The sequence below is a fragment of the Streptomyces sp. NPDC057271 genome (assembly GCF_042668715.1).
Taxonomy (GTDB): Bacteria; Actinomycetota; Actinomycetes; order Streptomycetales; family Streptomycetaceae; genus Streptomyces.
In genome coordinates this window covers 62,074-76,293 of the sequence record NZ_JBHUYJ010000028.1, presented here as the reverse complement: position 1 = coordinate 76,293, position 14,220 = coordinate 62,074, and the positions used below count along the sequence as shown (strand labels likewise).

Here is a 14,220-nt window from a genome sequence, read left to right as displayed (position 1 = left end):
CCGCATCATCATCCTCGAGGACCAGCTCGAAGAAGCACAGCGCATCAACGCCGAATACCGCCGCGCCGCCGAAGCGGCCGACCCGCCGACCGCGGCCTGAGACGGTGCGCCCCCGCCGGACACCGGCGGGACCGCTCCCACTTGGAGGAGTCCTTCTGGTGACGGGCTGTGCGGACGTGTACCGTCCCCGTTAGCTGTCGTGGTTCGGATCTTCCCTTTGCCCACGCCTTCGGCGTGGGCGTTTTGCTGTGCTGTGCCGCAGGAACCAGGGCGATCACCTCCGCCTCCCACACTGTGTGGGCGGCGTTCATCGACTGGAAGGCATGAACATGGCTACAGGAACTGTGAAGTGGTTCAACGCGGAGAAGGGCTTCGGCTTCATCGCCCAGGACGGCGGCGGCCCGGACGTCTTCGCGCACTACTCGGCGATCAATTCCACGGGCTTCCGTGAGCTCCAGGAGGGTCAGACGGTGACGTTCGACGTCACCCAGGGCCAGAAGGGCCCCCAGGCGGAGAACATCAACCTCGCCTGACCCACCCCACACCCCGCCGACGGAACCGGAGAGACTGGGCTCAAGGCGCGCCGCTGCTTGGCTCAACCGCGCGCGGGCTATCGCTTGACTGATCGGTCAACTGCGCTTTACGGTTGACCGATCAGTCAAGTGGAGGGCCGATGACAGACGACACCCGCACCCGCCTCGTGCGGACAGCGCGCGCGCTGATCCACGGCTCGTCGTTCGCCGAGGTCGGCATCGGGGACCTCTGCCGCGAGGCCGGAGTGCACCGCGGCAGTCTGTACCACTTCTTTCCCTCCAAGGAGGCCGTCGGTCTCGCCGTGATCGACGCGAACTGGCAACTCCTCAAGGCAGTCCTGGACGAGGCGTTCGACAGTGACGCGCCACCGCTTGAGCGGATCGACGCCTTCGTCGGCGGATTCGCCGGCATGCTGACCGCGGCCCGGGACCGGATGGGTGCCGTACCCGGCTGCCCCATCGGCAACCTCGCTCTCGAACTCTCCGGACGGCCGGGGGACGCGTCGGTCAGGATCGCCGAGATCCTGACCGCATGGCAGCGGTACTTCCGCGACGCCGTCGCCGAGGCCGTACTCAAAGAGCACATCCCGGCAGGAGTCGACCCCGACGCGGCAGCGCTGCGCGCGCTGTCCTACCTCCAGGGCATCGCCCTCATGGCCAAGGCGTACGACCGGCCGTCTCTCGTCGCCGAATCCAGGACGGCGATCCGCACGCTGATCCAGACCCCCACCTCCTGATCCTGCCCCCGGTCGGCCGGTACCCGATCCGGTCGGACAGGGGTCGGTCGTCCCCCTCCGGGTCGCCGCACCGCTTCCCCCTGCCCGTTGACTTGACCGAACAGTCAAGTCGGCGAGCGGCCCTCTCAAGGAGCACACATGGACTCGCACCCTCCCGCACGTCACTCCGGTTCGGACTACCGCTTCGAGCGCTTCCGCACACGGCTCCTGATCGACGACATGACGTTCGGCCGCAACGCCCTCGGCCCCGGCAGCCGTCTGCCGGAGTTCGACCTGCCCACTCTCGACGGAGGCCGGTTCACCTCCGACGCACTCGGCCGACGACCGGTGCTCATGGTCTTCGGGTCACGGACCTGCCCCGTCACCGAGAGCGCCGTGCCCGTGCTCAAGCGACTCCACACGCGATTCGGTGAGCAGGTCCGCTTCGTGCTGGTCAACACCCGCGAGGCGCACCCCGGGCAGACGATCCGTCAGCCGGCCACCGCCGCGGAGAAACACCGGCACGCTCAGCAGTTGCGCCATCACCATGACATCCCCTTCGAGGTCGCGGTCGACGACATCGACGGCACCCTGCACCGCGCCTTCACCCCCAAACCGAACTCCGCCTACCTCGTCGACACGACCGGAACCATCACCTTCCGCTCCCACTGGGCCAACGACGAAGCGGCCTTGCGCCAGGCCCTGGAACAGGCGGCATCAGGGAACACCGTCCACGGCCGCAGCCGGGCCATGGCAAGGCCGCTGCTCCGCGCCGTCGGACACCTCCCGGGCATCGTCACCGCCGCCGGAAGCCGGACCGGTCACGACGTCTGGCGCGCCGCACCCCCACTCGCGATCCTCGGCGCGCTCTCGCGGCTCTTCCCCCGCCTTCCCGCCGACCGGCGAGGCCCCGCCGCCGCGGCCACCGCCCTGATCGTCTGCGCAGCAACCGCCGGTCTGCTCGTCGTACTGGCCTGACGCGTCTTCGCCGCAACGGGAGCCGGTCAGGTCGACTCCGCCAGGAACGCCTCGACCGGCGGGTGCGCCGAGGCAGCGAACGCGCTCGGCGCACCCGCTCCCCACCCGGACGGGCCGGCCGGCCGATCCTCGCCCACGTGCAGGGGGCTGCTCGGGGCTCGGGTTGAGCAGCGGGGCCAAGAGCGTCGCCCATCCGGAGCCTCTGGCCCCGACCCGGTCCCATGGCCTGCCGCGCCCCCGGTGGTGAGCGGCAGGCCATGAGTCGAGGCACCTCACCCGGCTTCGTCGCGCAGTCGGTCGGGGGGCGAGGGCCGGGTCCGGTTGCCGGTGGCGGACCCGGGTGGGTCCATGGAGGTGCGCGCATGACCGGGAAGAGGGAGCGAGGCGGCGCATGGGTATCGACGTGGCCGTGGAGCGGGTGATCCCGCTGCCCCCTGAGCGGGTGGCCGCCTACGCGATGGACTGGCGTCACGACGCGGAGTGGACGCAGGGCATCCGTACGGCGGAGCTGACACGGCAGGCCGATGGCGGCGGCTTCGGGGCCGGGGCCGAGGTGACCCGGACCGCGTATTTCCTGGGCAGACGGATCGACTACGTGCTGCGCGTCGCCGCCCACGATCCGCCGCGGCTGCTGGACATGGTGTCGGTCGCGGGCCCGATGCCCATGCACGTGACCTACACCTTCGCCCCGGACCCCGGCGGCGGCACGCTCGCCCGGATCCGTGTACGGGGCGACGCGTCCGGCCTGTACGGTCTCGCTGCGCCGCTCATGGGGCGCAAGGTGCGATCCTCGCTGGTCAAGGACCTGCGGGAGCTGGAACAGCGGCTGAGCGCGCCGCGCGACTGATCACGAGGACGGCATGGCATTCGACGAGGGGCCGGCGGGGCGGGTCCGTGCCCGTCTGGGAGGCCGCGCCGACGGCCCCGCGACTCCTGTCTGAACCCACCGCGCACGGCATCCGAGAGGACGACGACTGCGAGAAGGGACTCGGCCGGATCAAGGCGCACCTGTCGTCGAAGGGCTGATCATGCGCCTGGAACGGGCCCGGCCCGGGGTCCCGCGGGCGACCGCGCACGCCTTCGAGTTCGCGGCGCCGGCGCCCGCCGCCCGCTGCCCGCTACGTGGCCGAGTCCGCTCCGCGCGCTCGTTCTGTGCGGGCAGGTCACGCCGTAGCCGCCATGGTCGCCCTCGTACGGGTCGGCGCCTTCCTGCTCTGAACCGGATACAACGGATGTGACACCCGTCCAGCTGGAATACGGGGCCTTGCCGGCAGGGTTTCCCACACCTGGCCCCCGGAGGTTCGCCATGCCTGATTCCCTCCCTGCCCCTACGGCCCTGATGGTGTACTGGCGGCCCGGCTGTCCCTACTGCGCTGTCCTGCGTCGACGGCTCCGACGCGCGGGCCTGGCCTACGAGGCAGTCGACATCTGGCAGGACGAGAAGGCCGCCGCCTTCGTCAGATCGGTCAATTCCGGTAACGAGACCGTGCCGACCGTCGCGGTCGCCGGGCACACACTGACCAACCCCAGCGTCAGGCAGGTGACGGACCTGATCCGGCAGCACGCCCCCCACCTCCTGCCGAGCCCTGCTCAGTCGCCTGACGCGCGCGGTCGGTACCGCGGGTGGCCCTGGCGCCGCGCCGAATAGCCGGGGGCCGGCTCACCCCTCGTGCGGCCCGACGGATTCGGCCGCGTCTCAGTCGTCGGCAAGGTCGCGAGGGCACTTTCCACGGCACGACGGCACGACGGCACGACGGCACGACGGCACGACGCACGACGGAACGACGCACGACGGCACGTCGGACCGGCGTAGATCATGTGGCGCAGCGATTCGACCGGCCCCCGGGCCTGGACGGCCACCGCGAGCCGTCAGTCCCGCTGCGCCGCTGCCGGGGCGTTCTGGTCCAGACGGGTCCGGAGCGTCGTCGCGAAGTCCTCCGCACGCGAGAGCTGGACGCGCAGCTTCTCGACCTGCTCGACGGCCGCCTGCTCGTAGACCCGCACGCGCTCCAGCAGCGCTTCGTGCTCGTCCATGTCGAGGCCGACCCCGGTGTCGAGGCGGTCGGTGGCGTCCAGGAGGTCGCGCATCTGGTCCAGGGTGAAGCCCAGCGGCTTCATCCGGCGGATCACCATCAGGCGGTCGACGTCCTTCTCCGTGTAGAGGCGGAAGCCGCCCTGGGAGCGGGCCGAGGGGACGACCAGGCCGGTCTCCTCGTAGTGCCGGATGGTGCGCTGGGACAGCTCGGTCCGCGCGGCCACCTCGCCGATCTGCATGTGCTTGCCGTCCACGCCCGCCGCTCCCAGCCCTTCTCTCATGCCGGGCTGCCTGCCGGTCGTACAGCCTCCGTCGATCTCTACCTTAACGTTAGGATAGAGTTGCTGGAGACAAGGGTGGCTTGCCGCTGCCCCGCTGCTGCCGTGTCGGGGCCGACGATGCCCCCGGCGAAGATCCGATTCCTGCGGGAGAGAAGTGTGCGCGAGCCCATGACGCCCGGCTCCGCCGCCTGCCCGCCGTGACGACGCACCCCTGGACCTGAGCCCGGCGGACATCACACGGCTGCTCGGTCCCTCCTTGCCTACCGGTTCCGCAGTCGCTCGCGGAGTCGCCCGCGGGGTGCCGACCCGGCTCCACCGCGCCCTCCCGCACGCCCCGCCTGCCGCATGGGGTGCGCCCGAGCACGACAGGTTCGTTCTCTCTTGTCTTCCGTTGCCTCCGCCGTGTCCCCGGCCGCGCGTCTGCGCGGTATGAAGCCCGACTGGCTGTCCGATCCGAAGGTCTGGCGCACCGAGGTCCTGGCCGGCCTCGTCGTCGCCCTCGCGCTGATCCCTGAGGCGATCTCGTTCTCGATCATCGCCGGCGTGGATCCGGCGATCGGCCTGTTCGCCTCGTTCACCATGGCCGTCGTCATCTCGATCGTCGGCGGCCGGCGGGCGATGATCTCCGCCGCCACCGGCGCCGTCGCCCTCGTCATCGCGCCTCTCAACCGCGAGCACGGCCTCGGCTACCTGATCGCCGCCGTCATCCTGGCCGGTGTCTTCCAGGTGGTCCTGGGCGCGCTGGGCGTGGCCAAGCTGATGCGGTTCATCCCGCGCTCCGTGATGGTCGGGTTCGTCAACTCCCTCGCCATCCTGATCTTCATGGCGCAGGTCCCCGAGATGCGGAACGTGCCCTGGCCGGTGTACCCGCTGATCATCGGCGGGCTCGCGCTCATGGTGTTCTTCCCGAAGATCACCACCGTGATCCCCGCCCCGCTGGTCTCCATCGTGATCCTCACCGTGATCACGGTCGGTGCCGCCATCGCAGTGCCGACCGTGGGCGACAAGGGCGACCTGCCGTCCTCTCTGCCCGTGCCGGGGCTGCCCGACGTGCCGTTCACCCTCGACACGCTGACGACGATCGCACCGTATGCCTTCGCGATGGCGCTGGTCGGGCTGATGGAATCCCTGATGACGGCGAAGCTGGTCGACGACATCACCGACACCCACTCGAACAAGACGCGTGAGTCGGTCGGTCAGGGCATCGCGAACATCGTCACCGGCTTCTTCGGCGGCATGGGCGGCTGCGCGATGATCGGCCAGACGATGATCAACGTGAAGGTCTCCGGCGCCCGCACCCGCCTGTCCACCTTCCTCGCGGGCGCGTTCCTGATGGTGCTGTGCATCGTCTTCGGCCCCGTCGTCTCCGACATCCCCATGGCCGCACTCGTCGCCGTCATGATCATGGTGTCGTTCGCCACCTTCGACTGGCACTCCATCGCCCCGAAGACCCTCAGGCGCATGCCGATCGGCGAGACCACCGTCATGGTCGTCACCGTCGCCGCCGTCGTCGCCACCCACAACCTGGCCATCGGCGTCGTCCTCGGGTCCGTCACGGCCATGGTGATCTTCGCCAAGCGTGTCGCCAACCTCGCCGAGGTCACCGGAGTCGTCGACCCCGATGGCAACCAGGTCGTGTACGCGGTCACCGGCGAGCTGTTCTTCGCCTCCAGCAACGACCTCGTCGGCCAGTTCGACTACAAGGACGACCCGGACGACGTCGTCATCGACCTCACCGACGCGCACATCTGGGACGCCTCCTCGGTCGCGGCCCTGGACGCCATCGAGAACAAGTACGCCCAGCGCGGCAAGAAGGTCACCATCGTCGGCCTGAACAAGCCCAGCGCCGACATGCACGACAAGCTCGCGGGCCGGCTGACAGCCGGCCACTGAGTGAGATCTCCAGGACGAGGAGCGGCAGCGGCGTTCCCCGCGTGGCCTCCGGCGTGCCGGCCTCTTGGCGTCGTCTGATCAATCGCGCGGGGACGGGTCGCCGTCCTCGACGCGGACCGCCGCGGCGAACGGGGGAGTCGCCCACAACTCCACCGCAGGAGGCCGCGACCCACGCGGTCCGGCTGGACCGGGAACCTGGGGGTCATCGAGACCGGCTGGTGGACGACCTGCCTGGAGATCCTCCCGCCGCGCGAGCGGTCGCGCGGCCGCTTCCACCTCTACCGCTCCACCCTGCCGAGCGGCTTCCAACCCGCAGACTTGGGGTATCCCCTGCTCGAAGAGCTTGGGGAGGGCTGGGGCGAGACAACGGCCGGGGACAGTCACGTGGTGGCGTGGTCGAGGAGGCCGAGGGTGCCGGGGTGGAGGACTTCTTCATCCTGGGCGCCAAGTCCTACGGCCGCCTGAACACCTTCCTGCTGCGCACCGGCTACCGGCAGGTCGACGAGATCGCCATCGGATACGCCGGGGTCGAAGGCCCACGCCCGCTCAGCGGGGTTCCCTCACAGGCAGAGGATCCGAGTCGCAGGAGCCTGCCATGAGCGGCATCGCCACCGTCGACCGGCCGGATCCCTACCGCACCGACCGCCCCACGGCAGCCCCCCGCGTGAGGGGCTCTCGCCCTGATGCAACCGGCCTCGGGACACCGTGCAGCGGCCTCGCGGGCGGGCGGCGGGCGGCTCTGTACCGTGTTGGGGCGCCTCAGCCGTTGCCCTGCGGGAGGGTGGCGAGTGCGGCGTCGAGGCGGCGTGCGGCCTCGTCCGCGACGGGGGCCATGGCGTCGACGCCGGTGAGGGTGACCATGGTGGAGGGGTCGATCGCCTGCACGATCACCTGGTCGCCTTCGGTGCGGACTACGACGTTGCAGGGCAGCAGCAGCCCGATCGAGCGGTCGGCGTCCAGTGCCTGACGGGCGAGTGGGGGATTGCACGCTCCGAGGATCAGGTAGGGCTCCATGTCGTGGTCGAGCTTCGCCTTGAGCGTGGCCTGGACGTCGATCTCGGTCAGGATGCCGAAGCCGTGCTCGGCAAGAGCCTTGCGGACGGCTTCCACCGTCTCGTCGAAGGTTCCCGTGGGCTTGACGGTGCGGCCGTACGGCATGGTCTCCACCTCACTGTTCCGTGACCGGCCTCGTCGGCCGTGGCCGACCCCGGTCGTCGTGCTGCTGCAGGGTCGGCCCGGGGCGGGGCCACGACCAGCAGCATGATGCCCTGACGCGCTCGTCCGGAGGCGAACGACAGGCACCGAAAGGCTGTCTGATGTTCACCGGGCGCCTGGCGGGTGCGGCGTACCCCGGTTTCCCGGGACCGTCGCGCGCGTCCGTCCGCCACGGCGTTGCGGCCCGGTGCGTCAACCGCGCCGTGGGGCGTCTCCGACGTCGTGGGGACGCTCCCGGGCGGTTCGGTTCCGCTCAGCCGTGCGGGCGGCGGACTGTCCGCGTACGTCGTCCATGTCGACGGACCGGATCCTCGCGATGAGTTCCTCCAGGGCCTGCGGAGGCAGTGCACCGGGCTGTGCGTAGAGCACGGTCCGGTCGCGGACGGCCATCAGGGTGGGGATGGAGGAGATCTGGAAGGCGCCGGCGAGTTCCGGCTGCGCCTCGGTGTCGACCTTGCCGAAGACGATGTCCTGGTGGCGCTCGGCTGCCTTCTCGTAGACGGGGCCGAACATGCGGCACGGTCCGCACCACTCGGCCCAGAAGTCGATCAGCACGATCTCCGAGCCTGTGACGGTGGTCTCGAAGTTTTCCTTGGTCAGCTCAACGGTCGGCATGGTTCCACTCTCCTCTCGTATACCCCATGGGGTATATGTCAGACCAACCGGTGCCCGGGTGGGTTTGTTCCGTGCCCCGGGGGATCGATCCACGGCTAGATACCCATGGGGGTATTTGACACGCCCGTCGGCCACCCTCTACGGTCGAGCATGTAATACCCAGGGGGGTATCTGGAGGTGAATCTCACCCATGGCTCGTGAAGTGGACCTGGAAACCTTTGCCGCGGCCTGGAGTTCCGACGCCCTGGTTCTCGACGTGCGGGAGCCGGAGGAGTACCGGGCGGGGCACGTGCCCGGCGCCCAGCTCGCTCCGCTGTCCCGGCCGGCCGCCGCGCTGTCGCAGCTGCCGAAGGTGCGGGAGGTGTACGTGATCTGCGCGAGCGGCAACCGCAGTCGGTGGGCCGCGGACCGGCTTGCCGTGGACGGGGTGGAGGCCCTCTCTGTCGCCGGCGGGACCCGGGGCTGGATCGACACCGGCCGCCCGGTGGTGACGGGGTCCGCCCCGGGGTCGGCCTGACCTTCCCTCGCCCTCACGCCCGCCCCTTCGGGTGGCGGGCCGCCCTTTGGCCTCACATATACCCCCAGGGGTATATGCCTCATCCCTTACGGAGGTTCGCGTGTTCTTCGCCCAGTACTACCTCGACTGCCTCTCCCAGGCGTCGTACATGATCGCCGACGAGACCACCGGCAAGGCCGTGGTCGTCGACCCGCGCCGTGACGTCACCGAGTACCTCGCCGAGGCCCACACGCGCGGCTTCACCGTCGTGGGCGTGATCAACACCCACTTCCACGCCGATTTCGTCGCAGGACACCTGGAGATGGCGGCCGAGACCGGGGCGTGGATCGGCTACGGCCGCCGCGCCGAGACCGAATACCCCATCCGCAAGCTCGCCGACGGCGAGACCATCAGCCTCGGCGACGTCACCCTGGAGATCATGGAGACGCCGGGGCACACCCCGGAGTCGATCAGCGTGCTGGTCTACGAACGCGGTGAGGACACGGTCCCGTACGGTGTGCTCACGGGCGACGCCCTCTTCATCGGCGACGTGGGACGCCCCGATCTGCTCGCCTCCGTCGGCGTGACGGCCGAGGAACTCGGCGCCATGCTGTACGACAGCGTGCAGAACAGGCTGATGGGCCTGCCGGACGAGGTGCGGGTCTTCCCCGCGCACGGCGCCGGATCCGCCTGCGGCAAGAACCTGTCCACCGAGAAGCAGTCCACCATCGGCGAGCAGCGGGCCACCAACTACGCGTGCGTGCCCATGTCGCAGGACGACTTCGTGGGAATCGTGGCCGCCGGCCAGTCGGCAGCGCCCGGCTACTTCGCCTACGACGCCGAACTCAACCGCAAGGAGCGGGAACTGTTCGACCCGGCCGCCGCCCCCCGCCCGCTCACCGTCGAGGACTTCGTCGGCCTCCGTGCCTCAGGTGCCGTCGTCGTCGACGCCCGCGACCCGCAGGAGTTCGCCGCCGGTCATCTGCGCGGCGCGGTGAACGTCCCGGCCGACGGACGGTTCGCCGAGCAGGCCGGCACCGTCCTGCCGACCGACACCGATCTGCTGGTCGTCGCCCCGCAGAACCGCGAGGAGGAGATCGTCACCCGCCTCGCCCGGATCGGCTTCGACCGCGTGGCCGGATACCTGCGCTCCCCGGACGACGCTCTGACCGCGCTGGCCGAGGAGGTCACCCCGGCCAGCCGCCTCACCGCCGCCCAGGTCCGTGCCGCTCTGGCGGGCGACAGCGCGCCGGTCGTCATCGACGTGCGCAACTGCGGCGAGCGCGGCGAGCGCGGCTTCATCGACGGGGCCCTGCACATCGCGCTGGGCGAGCTGCCCCGCCGCCTGGGCGAGATCCCTCGCGAGACACCCCTGGTCCTGCACTGCGCGGGCGGTCACCGCTCCTCCATCGCCGCCAGCCTGCTGCGCCACCACGGCTTCACCGACGTCTCCGACATCCTCGGCGGCTACGCCGCCTGGGCCCTGCTCGACACCCCCGCGGCCGTCTGACCCGATGGGCCGGCCCCACGGGGACCGGCCTGCGACCCCCAGTCGCCGAAAGCCGCCGGCGCACCCGCGCGGGGCCCTCGAAGCCCTGACCGGTCCCGCGCGCAAGCGTCGGCCCCCACCTGCCCCCGTATATACCCCACCCCGTATTCCATGCGGGTCCCCTCACCACGACGGAGTCTTCATGACCATCGACACCTCCCGCGCCGCCGGCCTCACCCCCGCCGCCCTTCAGCGGCTGATCAAGGACGGACACGGACCGCGCCTTCTGGACGTGCGCACCCCGGGCGAGTTCCGGACCGCTCACATCCCCGGCTCCTACAACGTCCCGCTCGACACGCTGCGCGAGCACCGCGCCGAACTCCTCGCCCACCTCGACGAGGACGTCGTCCTCGTCTGCCGCTCCGGCGCCCGCGCCGCACAGGCCGAGCAGGCCCTCGCCGAGGCCGGCCTGCCGAACCTGCGCGTCCTGGACGGCGGCATGATGGCCTGGGAGGTGGCCGGGGCGCCGGTCAATCGGGGTGAGGCGCGCTGGGACCTGGAGCGCCAGGTCCGCCTCATCGCCGGATCGATCGTGCTCGTCACCGGCGTCGTGGGCGTGCTCATGCCGGGCGTGCACCTGATCGGCACCGCCATCGGCGCCGGGCTGACCTTCGCCGCGCTCAGCAACACCTGTGCCATGGGCATGCTGCTCTCCAAGCTGCCCTACAACCGCGGCCCGCGCACCGACATCCGTACCGTCATCGCCTCCCTGCGGGAACGCTCGTGATCACGCTCGTCCTCGCCGCGTCCGTACTGATCGGCATCAGCCTCGGCGTCCTCGGCGGCGGCGGCTCCATCCTGACGGTGCCGATCCTGGTCTATCTCGCGGGGATGGACACCAAGGAGGCCATCGCCACCTCGCTGTTCGTCGTCGGCGTCACCAGCCTGGTCGGACTCGTCCCGCATGCCCGTGCGGGCCGCGTGCGGTGGCGCACCGGCCTGGTCTTCGGCGCGGTCAGCATGGTCGGCGCGTACGGCGGAGGTCGCCTCGCCGAGTACATCCCCGGCACGGTCCTGCTCGTGGCGTTCGCGCTGATGATGCTCGCCACCGCGTTCGCCATGCTCCGCAAGTCCCGCAAGGCGAAGGCGACCAAGCCCGCCCACACGGAGCTGCCCGTCAAGCACGTGATCGTCGAGGGCCTCGTCGTCGGCGCGGTCACCGGACTGGTCGGCTCCGGCGGTGGATTCCTCGTCGTCCCGGCGCTCGCCCTGCTCGGCGGACTGCCCATGAGCGTCGCCGTCGGCACCTCCCTCCTGGTCATCGCCATGAAGTCCTTCTCCGGACTCGCCGGCCACCTCGCCGACGTCCAGATCGACTGGAACCTCGCACTGATGGTGACCGCCGCGGCCGTCGTCGGCAGCCTCGTCGGCAGCCGCTTCGCCGGGCGCATCCCCCAGGACACCCTCCGCAAGGGGTTCGGCTGGTTCGTCGTCGTCATGGGCGTCTTCGTTCTCGGCCAGCAACTGCCCCACGCGATCTGGGCCAGCCCCCTGGCCTGGGCCGGCCTCGGCCTCGCCGCGGCGGCGGCCGTGATCTGGGGCACAGCGCGGGCTCGCCGTCCACGGCCACCCGCGGACGCACCCCAGGTAGGCTCCAGGGAGCCGGCCGCGCGCCCCTAGGTTGATACCCCGAGGGGTATCCTTGAGTCGGCAGCCGATGAGAAGGAGGAACCCGGTGAAGGTAGAAGAAGAAGCGGCGACCGCGGTCCTCAACCGGCTGCGCCGTGCCCAGGGGCAGCTCGCGGGCGTCATCGCCATGATCGAAGCCGGTCGCGACTGCAAGGACGTCGTCACCCAGCTCGCCGCCGTCTCCCGCGCCCTCGACCGGGCCGGTTTCAAGATCGTCGCCAGCGGAATGCGCCAGTGCCTCGCGGAGAGCGAGGAAGGCGCACCCCCGATGAGCGAACAGGAACTGGAGAAACTCTTCCTCACGCTCGCGTGACACGCGACGGCGGCCGGCGGGCACCCGCCGGCCGCCGTCGCTTCACGGCGCGGGCGGACACGTGTGTGCCCAGCTTCCCGCCGGCCTGGGTAGACTTGCAGAGTTATGCAATTTACTAGTTTCGGATGTGAGCGAGGGGCGTGGTGTGAGCGGGTTCGTGGAGGCGGCGCTGGCGCGAGTCCGGGTGGCGCGGGCTCGACTGGCGACTGCGTGTGCGGCTGAGGACGCCTTCGCGGAGGCGCAGGCTGCCGAGGAACTGGAGGACGCGCTTCGCGTGGCTCGCGATCACGGCGTGGACACCGGCGTCGAAGCGGAGGGGTCGTGATGTGTACGGCGTCCCTCTGTCGGCAGGACCTGGACGCCCGCCACGAGCCGGTCACGCGCGTGGCGGGCGCGGATGAGGTCGGCGACGTCCTGACCCGGGCGGGCCGTCATGGGGTGAAGGTTCGCCTCCGCCCGTACGCTCGCAACGACGGCGGACACACAGCCGGCGGTGCCGGGAACGGAGGCGAGCGGCCATGACGGTGAAGCCCGAGGACGACGCCGCTGCGGCGCATGAGAAGTGGCTGGAGAAGGGCGTCGCGCTGCGCGCCTTCTTCTACATCTTCGGGACCCACCTCTTCGCCGGGTTCGTGTGGCTGCTCTTCTACGTGGGTCAGCACGCCCAGAAGTGAGCCCGTGCGACGGCGGTGCGCCCCCGGACGGCCTCTACTGAGGGCGGGTGGCGCGCAGGTCGGCCAGGAGTTCGGCCTGACCTTGCAGAACTCCGGAGAGGATGCTACGTGCCACGCGGAGTAGCTCGGCGACCTCGGGGCTGGTGAGCCGGTAGTACACGTTGGAGCCCTCGCGGCGGGTGAGGACGAGGTTGGCCTTGCGCAGGACGGCGAGCTGCTGGGACAGGCTGGCCGCTTCGATTCCGATCTCGGCGAGCATCTCGGCGACCGCGTGCTCGCGCTCGCTCAGCAGTTCCAGGACGCGGATGCGGATCGGGTGGCCGAGGGTTTTGAAGAACTCCGCCTTGAGCTGGTAGAGCGGCGCCTGCGTACTGTCGGCACCGCCCGCCTTGCCTGTCGCGCGTGTACTGCGCACCTCGTCCACCCAACGCTCATCGTCACAGGGGCAGCCCTTCCGCCCCGAACACACAGTGTGCGACCTCCACAATTGCAGATTCCTGCAATTCCCGGACCCCCGCAGGCCCATGCCGGGACGGCCGGGCCCAGGCGCGGGGCACCGCGGTCCTGCTGCTCCGGCCCGGGTCAGGCCTTCTTCAGGAACTCCGTCCTCAGGACGAGGCCCTTGACCTTCTTGGTGTTGCACTCGACCTCGCCGGGCTTGCTGGTGAGGCGGATGTTCTTGACCAGGGTGCCGCGCTTGAGGGTCTCCGAGGTGCCCTTCACTTTCAGGTCCTTGATCAGGGTGACCGAGTCGCCGTCCTGGAGCCGGGTGCCGTTGGAGTCCTTGACGATCATGTCGCTCATGGTGCCGTCTTCTTTCCTGGTGTTCACGTCGAAGTTGATGGGGCGGGTCGGATCCGGGCCGGTGCGGCGGGGTTCGGGGTGTCAGGCCAGTCGTCGGTGTGCCACTCCCTGCCCCCTGCCGCACCCCGGCCGGGGGCGGCGCCGTCGTCGTGGTGGTCGGCGAGGGCGGTGGGCAGGTCGCGGTGGACGGGGACGGCCGGTTCGTCGGCGGCGGGGACGAGAGAGCCGTCCGCGGGGATCGCGGCCAGTTCGAGGGCGCGGCCGGCGGCGGCCAGGCGTCGGGCGGCCTGCCTGACGGCGAGCTGTCCGCCGACGGACCAGCCCAGCAGTTCGGTCAGGTCCAGGATCACCGGGCCGGTGCCGCGCGCTTCGGCCCAGCCGATGGCGCCGGTGAAGCGGGCGGTCGCCTCCGCGCCGAGGTATCCGGCCAGGGACAGCACGCCCAGGTTGTCGTGGGTGGTGTAACGCCACTCGATCGTCATCGTCGGT

The 14,220-nt window shown here is 70.5% G+C and carries 21 protein-coding genes and 1 pseudogene; 15 read left to right on the top strand and 7 right to left on the bottom strand.

Translation table 11 applies throughout. The features are described 5' to 3' along the window. From ACFUJR_RS16115 to ACFUJR_RS16085, 7 genes and pseudogenes are all read left to right on the top strand, one after another. A pseudogene (locus ACFUJR_RS16115) lies at positions 1-100 on the top strand (MerR family transcriptional regulator); the annotation flags it as partial. 229 nt (positions 101-329) lie between these two features. Further along, positions 330-533, top strand: coding sequence for a cold-shock protein (locus ACFUJR_RS16110; RefSeq protein WP_055603386.1), 204 nt, complete (start codon positions 330-332; stop codon positions 531-533). Between the two features lie 140 nt (positions 534-673). Then, positions 674-1,270, top strand: a complete 597-nt coding sequence (locus ACFUJR_RS16105) for a TetR/AcrR family transcriptional regulator (RefSeq protein ID WP_383181609.1) — start codon at positions 674-676, stop codon at positions 1,268-1,270. Between the two features lie 138 nt (positions 1,271-1,408). Next, the gene (locus ACFUJR_RS16100; protein ID WP_383181611.1) at positions 1,409-2,227 is read left to right on the top strand and encodes a TlpA family protein disulfide reductase; all 819 of its coding nucleotides are present in this window, start codon (positions 1,409-1,411) and stop codon (positions 2,225-2,227) included. A gap of 391 nt (positions 2,228-2,618) precedes the next feature. Further along, positions 2,619-3,074, top strand: a complete 456-nt coding sequence (locus ACFUJR_RS16095; RefSeq protein WP_383179306.1) for an SRPBCC family protein — start codon at positions 2,619-2,621, stop codon at positions 3,072-3,074. Between the two features lie 47 nt (positions 3,075-3,121). Beyond that, the gene (locus tag ACFUJR_RS16090; RefSeq protein ID WP_383179303.1) at positions 3,122-3,253 is read left to right on the top strand and encodes a hypothetical protein; all 132 of its coding nucleotides are present in this window, start codon (positions 3,122-3,124) and stop codon (positions 3,251-3,253) included. A gap of 280 nt (positions 3,254-3,533) precedes the next feature. Then, positions 3,534-3,875 (top strand): mycoredoxin, encoded by a 342-nt coding sequence (locus tag ACFUJR_RS16085; RefSeq protein WP_383179300.1) that lies wholly within the window; start codon positions 3,534-3,536, stop codon positions 3,873-3,875. Between the two features lie 221 nt (positions 3,876-4,096). Here ACFUJR_RS16085 and ACFUJR_RS16080 read toward each other — a convergent pair whose 3' ends face one another. After that, positions 4,097-4,543: a MerR family transcriptional regulator gene (locus ACFUJR_RS16080; protein WP_383179297.1), complete on the bottom strand. Its 447-nt coding sequence runs from the start codon at positions 4,541-4,543 to the stop codon at positions 4,097-4,099. 429 nt (positions 4,544-4,972) lie between these two features. Here ACFUJR_RS16080 and ACFUJR_RS16075 point away from each other — a divergent pair, with 429 nt between their 5' ends. Together ACFUJR_RS16075 and ACFUJR_RS16070 are read left to right on the top strand one after the other, a co-directional pair. Continuing rightward, on the top strand, positions 4,973-6,436 hold the full coding sequence (locus ACFUJR_RS16075) for a SulP family inorganic anion transporter (protein WP_383179312.1): 1,464 nt from the start codon (positions 4,973-4,975) through the stop codon (positions 6,434-6,436). 392 nt (positions 6,437-6,828) lie between these two features. Then, positions 6,829-7,035, top strand: a complete 207-nt coding sequence (locus ACFUJR_RS16070; protein WP_383179294.1) for a hypothetical protein — start codon at positions 6,829-6,831, stop codon at positions 7,033-7,035. Positions 7,036-7,195: 160 nt separating this feature from the next. Here ACFUJR_RS16070 and ACFUJR_RS16065 read toward each other — a convergent pair whose 3' ends face one another. Continuing rightward, on the bottom strand, positions 7,196-7,594 hold the full coding sequence (locus ACFUJR_RS16065) for a DUF302 domain-containing protein (RefSeq protein WP_383179309.1): 399 nt from the start codon (positions 7,592-7,594) through the stop codon (positions 7,196-7,198). A 249-nt stretch (positions 7,595-7,843) separates the two neighbouring features. Further along, the gene (gene trxA, locus ACFUJR_RS16060) at positions 7,844-8,266 is read right to left on the bottom strand and encodes a thioredoxin (protein ID WP_383179291.1); all 423 of its coding nucleotides are present in this window, start codon (positions 8,264-8,266) and stop codon (positions 7,844-7,846) included. A gap of 190 nt (positions 8,267-8,456) precedes the next feature. Between trxA and ACFUJR_RS16055 the strand changes: the two genes are divergently transcribed. The 5 genes from ACFUJR_RS16055 to ACFUJR_RS16035 all read left to right on the top strand — a co-directional run bounded on the left by ACFUJR_RS16055 (position 8,457) and on the right by ACFUJR_RS16035 (position 12,253). Then, entirely contained in the window at positions 8,457-8,783 is a 327-nt protein-coding gene (locus ACFUJR_RS16055) for a rhodanese-like domain-containing protein (RefSeq protein WP_383179288.1), read from the top strand. Between the two features lie 100 nt (positions 8,784-8,883). Beyond that, positions 8,884-10,272: a rhodanese-like domain-containing protein gene (locus ACFUJR_RS16050; RefSeq protein ID WP_383179285.1), complete on the top strand. Its 1,389-nt coding sequence runs from the start codon at positions 8,884-8,886 to the stop codon at positions 10,270-10,272. 181 nt (positions 10,273-10,453) lie between these two features. After that, positions 10,454-11,038 carry a rhodanese-like domain-containing protein gene (locus ACFUJR_RS16045; protein WP_383179282.1) on the top strand — a complete coding sequence of 195 codons (585 nt, stop codon included), beginning with the start codon at positions 10,454-10,456 and terminating at the stop codon, positions 11,036-11,038. Next, a complete protein-coding gene (locus ACFUJR_RS16040; protein ID WP_383179279.1) occupies positions 11,035-11,931 on the top strand; it encodes a sulfite exporter TauE/SafE family protein in 897 nt (298 codons plus the stop codon). The genes ACFUJR_RS16045 and ACFUJR_RS16040 overlap by 4 nt, the downstream gene beginning before the upstream one ends. A 55-nt stretch (positions 11,932-11,986) precedes the next feature. Further along, positions 11,987-12,253 carry a metal-sensitive transcriptional regulator gene (locus ACFUJR_RS16035; RefSeq protein WP_031004254.1) on the top strand — a complete coding sequence of 89 codons (267 nt, stop codon included), beginning with the start codon at positions 11,987-11,989 and terminating at the stop codon, positions 12,251-12,253. Between the two features lie 285 nt (positions 12,254-12,538). On the opposite strand, the gene ACFUJR_RS16030 is transcribed toward ACFUJR_RS16035, so the two are convergent. Then, positions 12,539-12,688: a hypothetical protein gene (locus ACFUJR_RS16030; RefSeq protein WP_383450463.1), complete on the bottom strand. Its 150-nt coding sequence runs from the start codon at positions 12,686-12,688 to the stop codon at positions 12,539-12,541. Positions 12,689-12,771: 83 nt separating this feature from the next. On the opposite strand from ACFUJR_RS16030, the gene ACFUJR_RS16025 reads away from it, so the two are divergent. Next, positions 12,772-12,927, top strand: a complete 156-nt coding sequence (locus ACFUJR_RS16025) for a DUF6126 family protein (RefSeq protein ID WP_383176580.1) — start codon at positions 12,772-12,774, stop codon at positions 12,925-12,927. 34 nt (positions 12,928-12,961) lie between these two features. Here ACFUJR_RS16025 and ACFUJR_RS16020 read toward each other — a convergent pair whose 3' ends face one another. The 3 genes from ACFUJR_RS16020 to ACFUJR_RS16010 all read right to left on the bottom strand — a co-directional run bounded on the left by ACFUJR_RS16020 (position 12,962) and on the right by ACFUJR_RS16010 (position 14,213). Beyond that, the gene (locus ACFUJR_RS16020; protein ID WP_383176582.1) at positions 12,962-13,342 is read right to left on the bottom strand and encodes an ArsR/SmtB family transcription factor; all 381 of its coding nucleotides are present in this window, start codon (positions 13,340-13,342) and stop codon (positions 12,962-12,964) included. A 167-nt stretch (positions 13,343-13,509) separates the two neighbouring features. Then, complete coding sequence (locus ACFUJR_RS16015; protein WP_383176585.1) at positions 13,510-13,731, bottom strand: alkylphosphonate utilization protein; 222 nt, start codon at positions 13,729-13,731, stop codon at positions 13,510-13,512. Between the two features lie 23 nt (positions 13,732-13,754). Continuing rightward, on the bottom strand, positions 13,755-14,213 hold the full coding sequence (locus ACFUJR_RS16010; protein WP_383176588.1) for an anti-sigma factor antagonist: 459 nt from the start codon (positions 14,211-14,213) through the stop codon (positions 13,755-13,757). Positions 14,214-14,220 lie beyond the last annotated feature (7 nt).

Coding starts and splice junctions, on each gene's coding strand:
- ACFUJR_RS16110 (WP_055603386.1), top strand. CDS start 330: ATGGCTACAGGAACTGTGAAGTGGTTCAACGCGGAGAAGGGCTTCGGC.
- ACFUJR_RS16105 (WP_383181609.1), top strand. CDS start 674: ATGACAGACGACACCCGCACCCGCCTCGTGCGGACAGCGCGCGCGCTG.
- ACFUJR_RS16100 (WP_383181611.1), top strand. CDS start 1,409: ATGGACTCGCACCCTCCCGCACGTCACTCCGGTTCGGACTACCGCTTC.
- ACFUJR_RS16095 (WP_383179306.1), top strand. CDS start 2,619: ATGGGTATCGACGTGGCCGTGGAGCGGGTGATCCCGCTGCCCCCTGAG.
- ACFUJR_RS16085 (WP_383179300.1), top strand. CDS start 3,534: ATGCCTGATTCCCTCCCTGCCCCTACGGCCCTGATGGTGTACTGGCGG.
- ACFUJR_RS16080 (WP_383179297.1), bottom strand. CDS start 4,543: ATGAGAGAAGGGCTGGGAGCGGCGGGCGTGGACGGCAAGCACATGCAG.
- ACFUJR_RS16075 (WP_383179312.1), top strand. CDS start 4,973: ATGAAGCCCGACTGGCTGTCCGATCCGAAGGTCTGGCGCACCGAGGTC.
- ACFUJR_RS16065 (WP_383179309.1), bottom strand. CDS start 7,594: ATGCCGTACGGCCGCACCGTCAAGCCCACGGGAACCTTCGACGAGACG.
- trxA (WP_383179291.1), bottom strand. CDS start 8,266: ATGCCGACCGTTGAGCTGACCAAGGAAAACTTCGAGACCACCGTCACA.
- ACFUJR_RS16055 (WP_383179288.1), top strand. CDS start 8,457: ATGGCTCGTGAAGTGGACCTGGAAACCTTTGCCGCGGCCTGGAGTTCC.
- ACFUJR_RS16045 (WP_383179282.1), top strand. CDS start 10,454: ATGACCATCGACACCTCCCGCGCCGCCGGCCTCACCCCCGCCGCCCTT.
- ACFUJR_RS16030 (WP_383450463.1), bottom strand. CDS start 12,688: ATGACGGCCCGCCCGGGTCAGGACGTCGCCGACCTCATCCGCGCCCGC.
- ACFUJR_RS16025 (WP_383176580.1), top strand. CDS start 12,772: ATGACGGTGAAGCCCGAGGACGACGCCGCTGCGGCGCATGAGAAGTGG.
- ACFUJR_RS16015 (WP_383176585.1), bottom strand. CDS start 13,731: ATGAGCGACATGATCGTCAAGGACTCCAACGGCACCCGGCTCCAGGAC.
- ACFUJR_RS16010 (WP_383176588.1), bottom strand. CDS start 14,213: ATGACGATCGAGTGGCGTTACACCACCCACGACAACCTGGGCGTGCTG.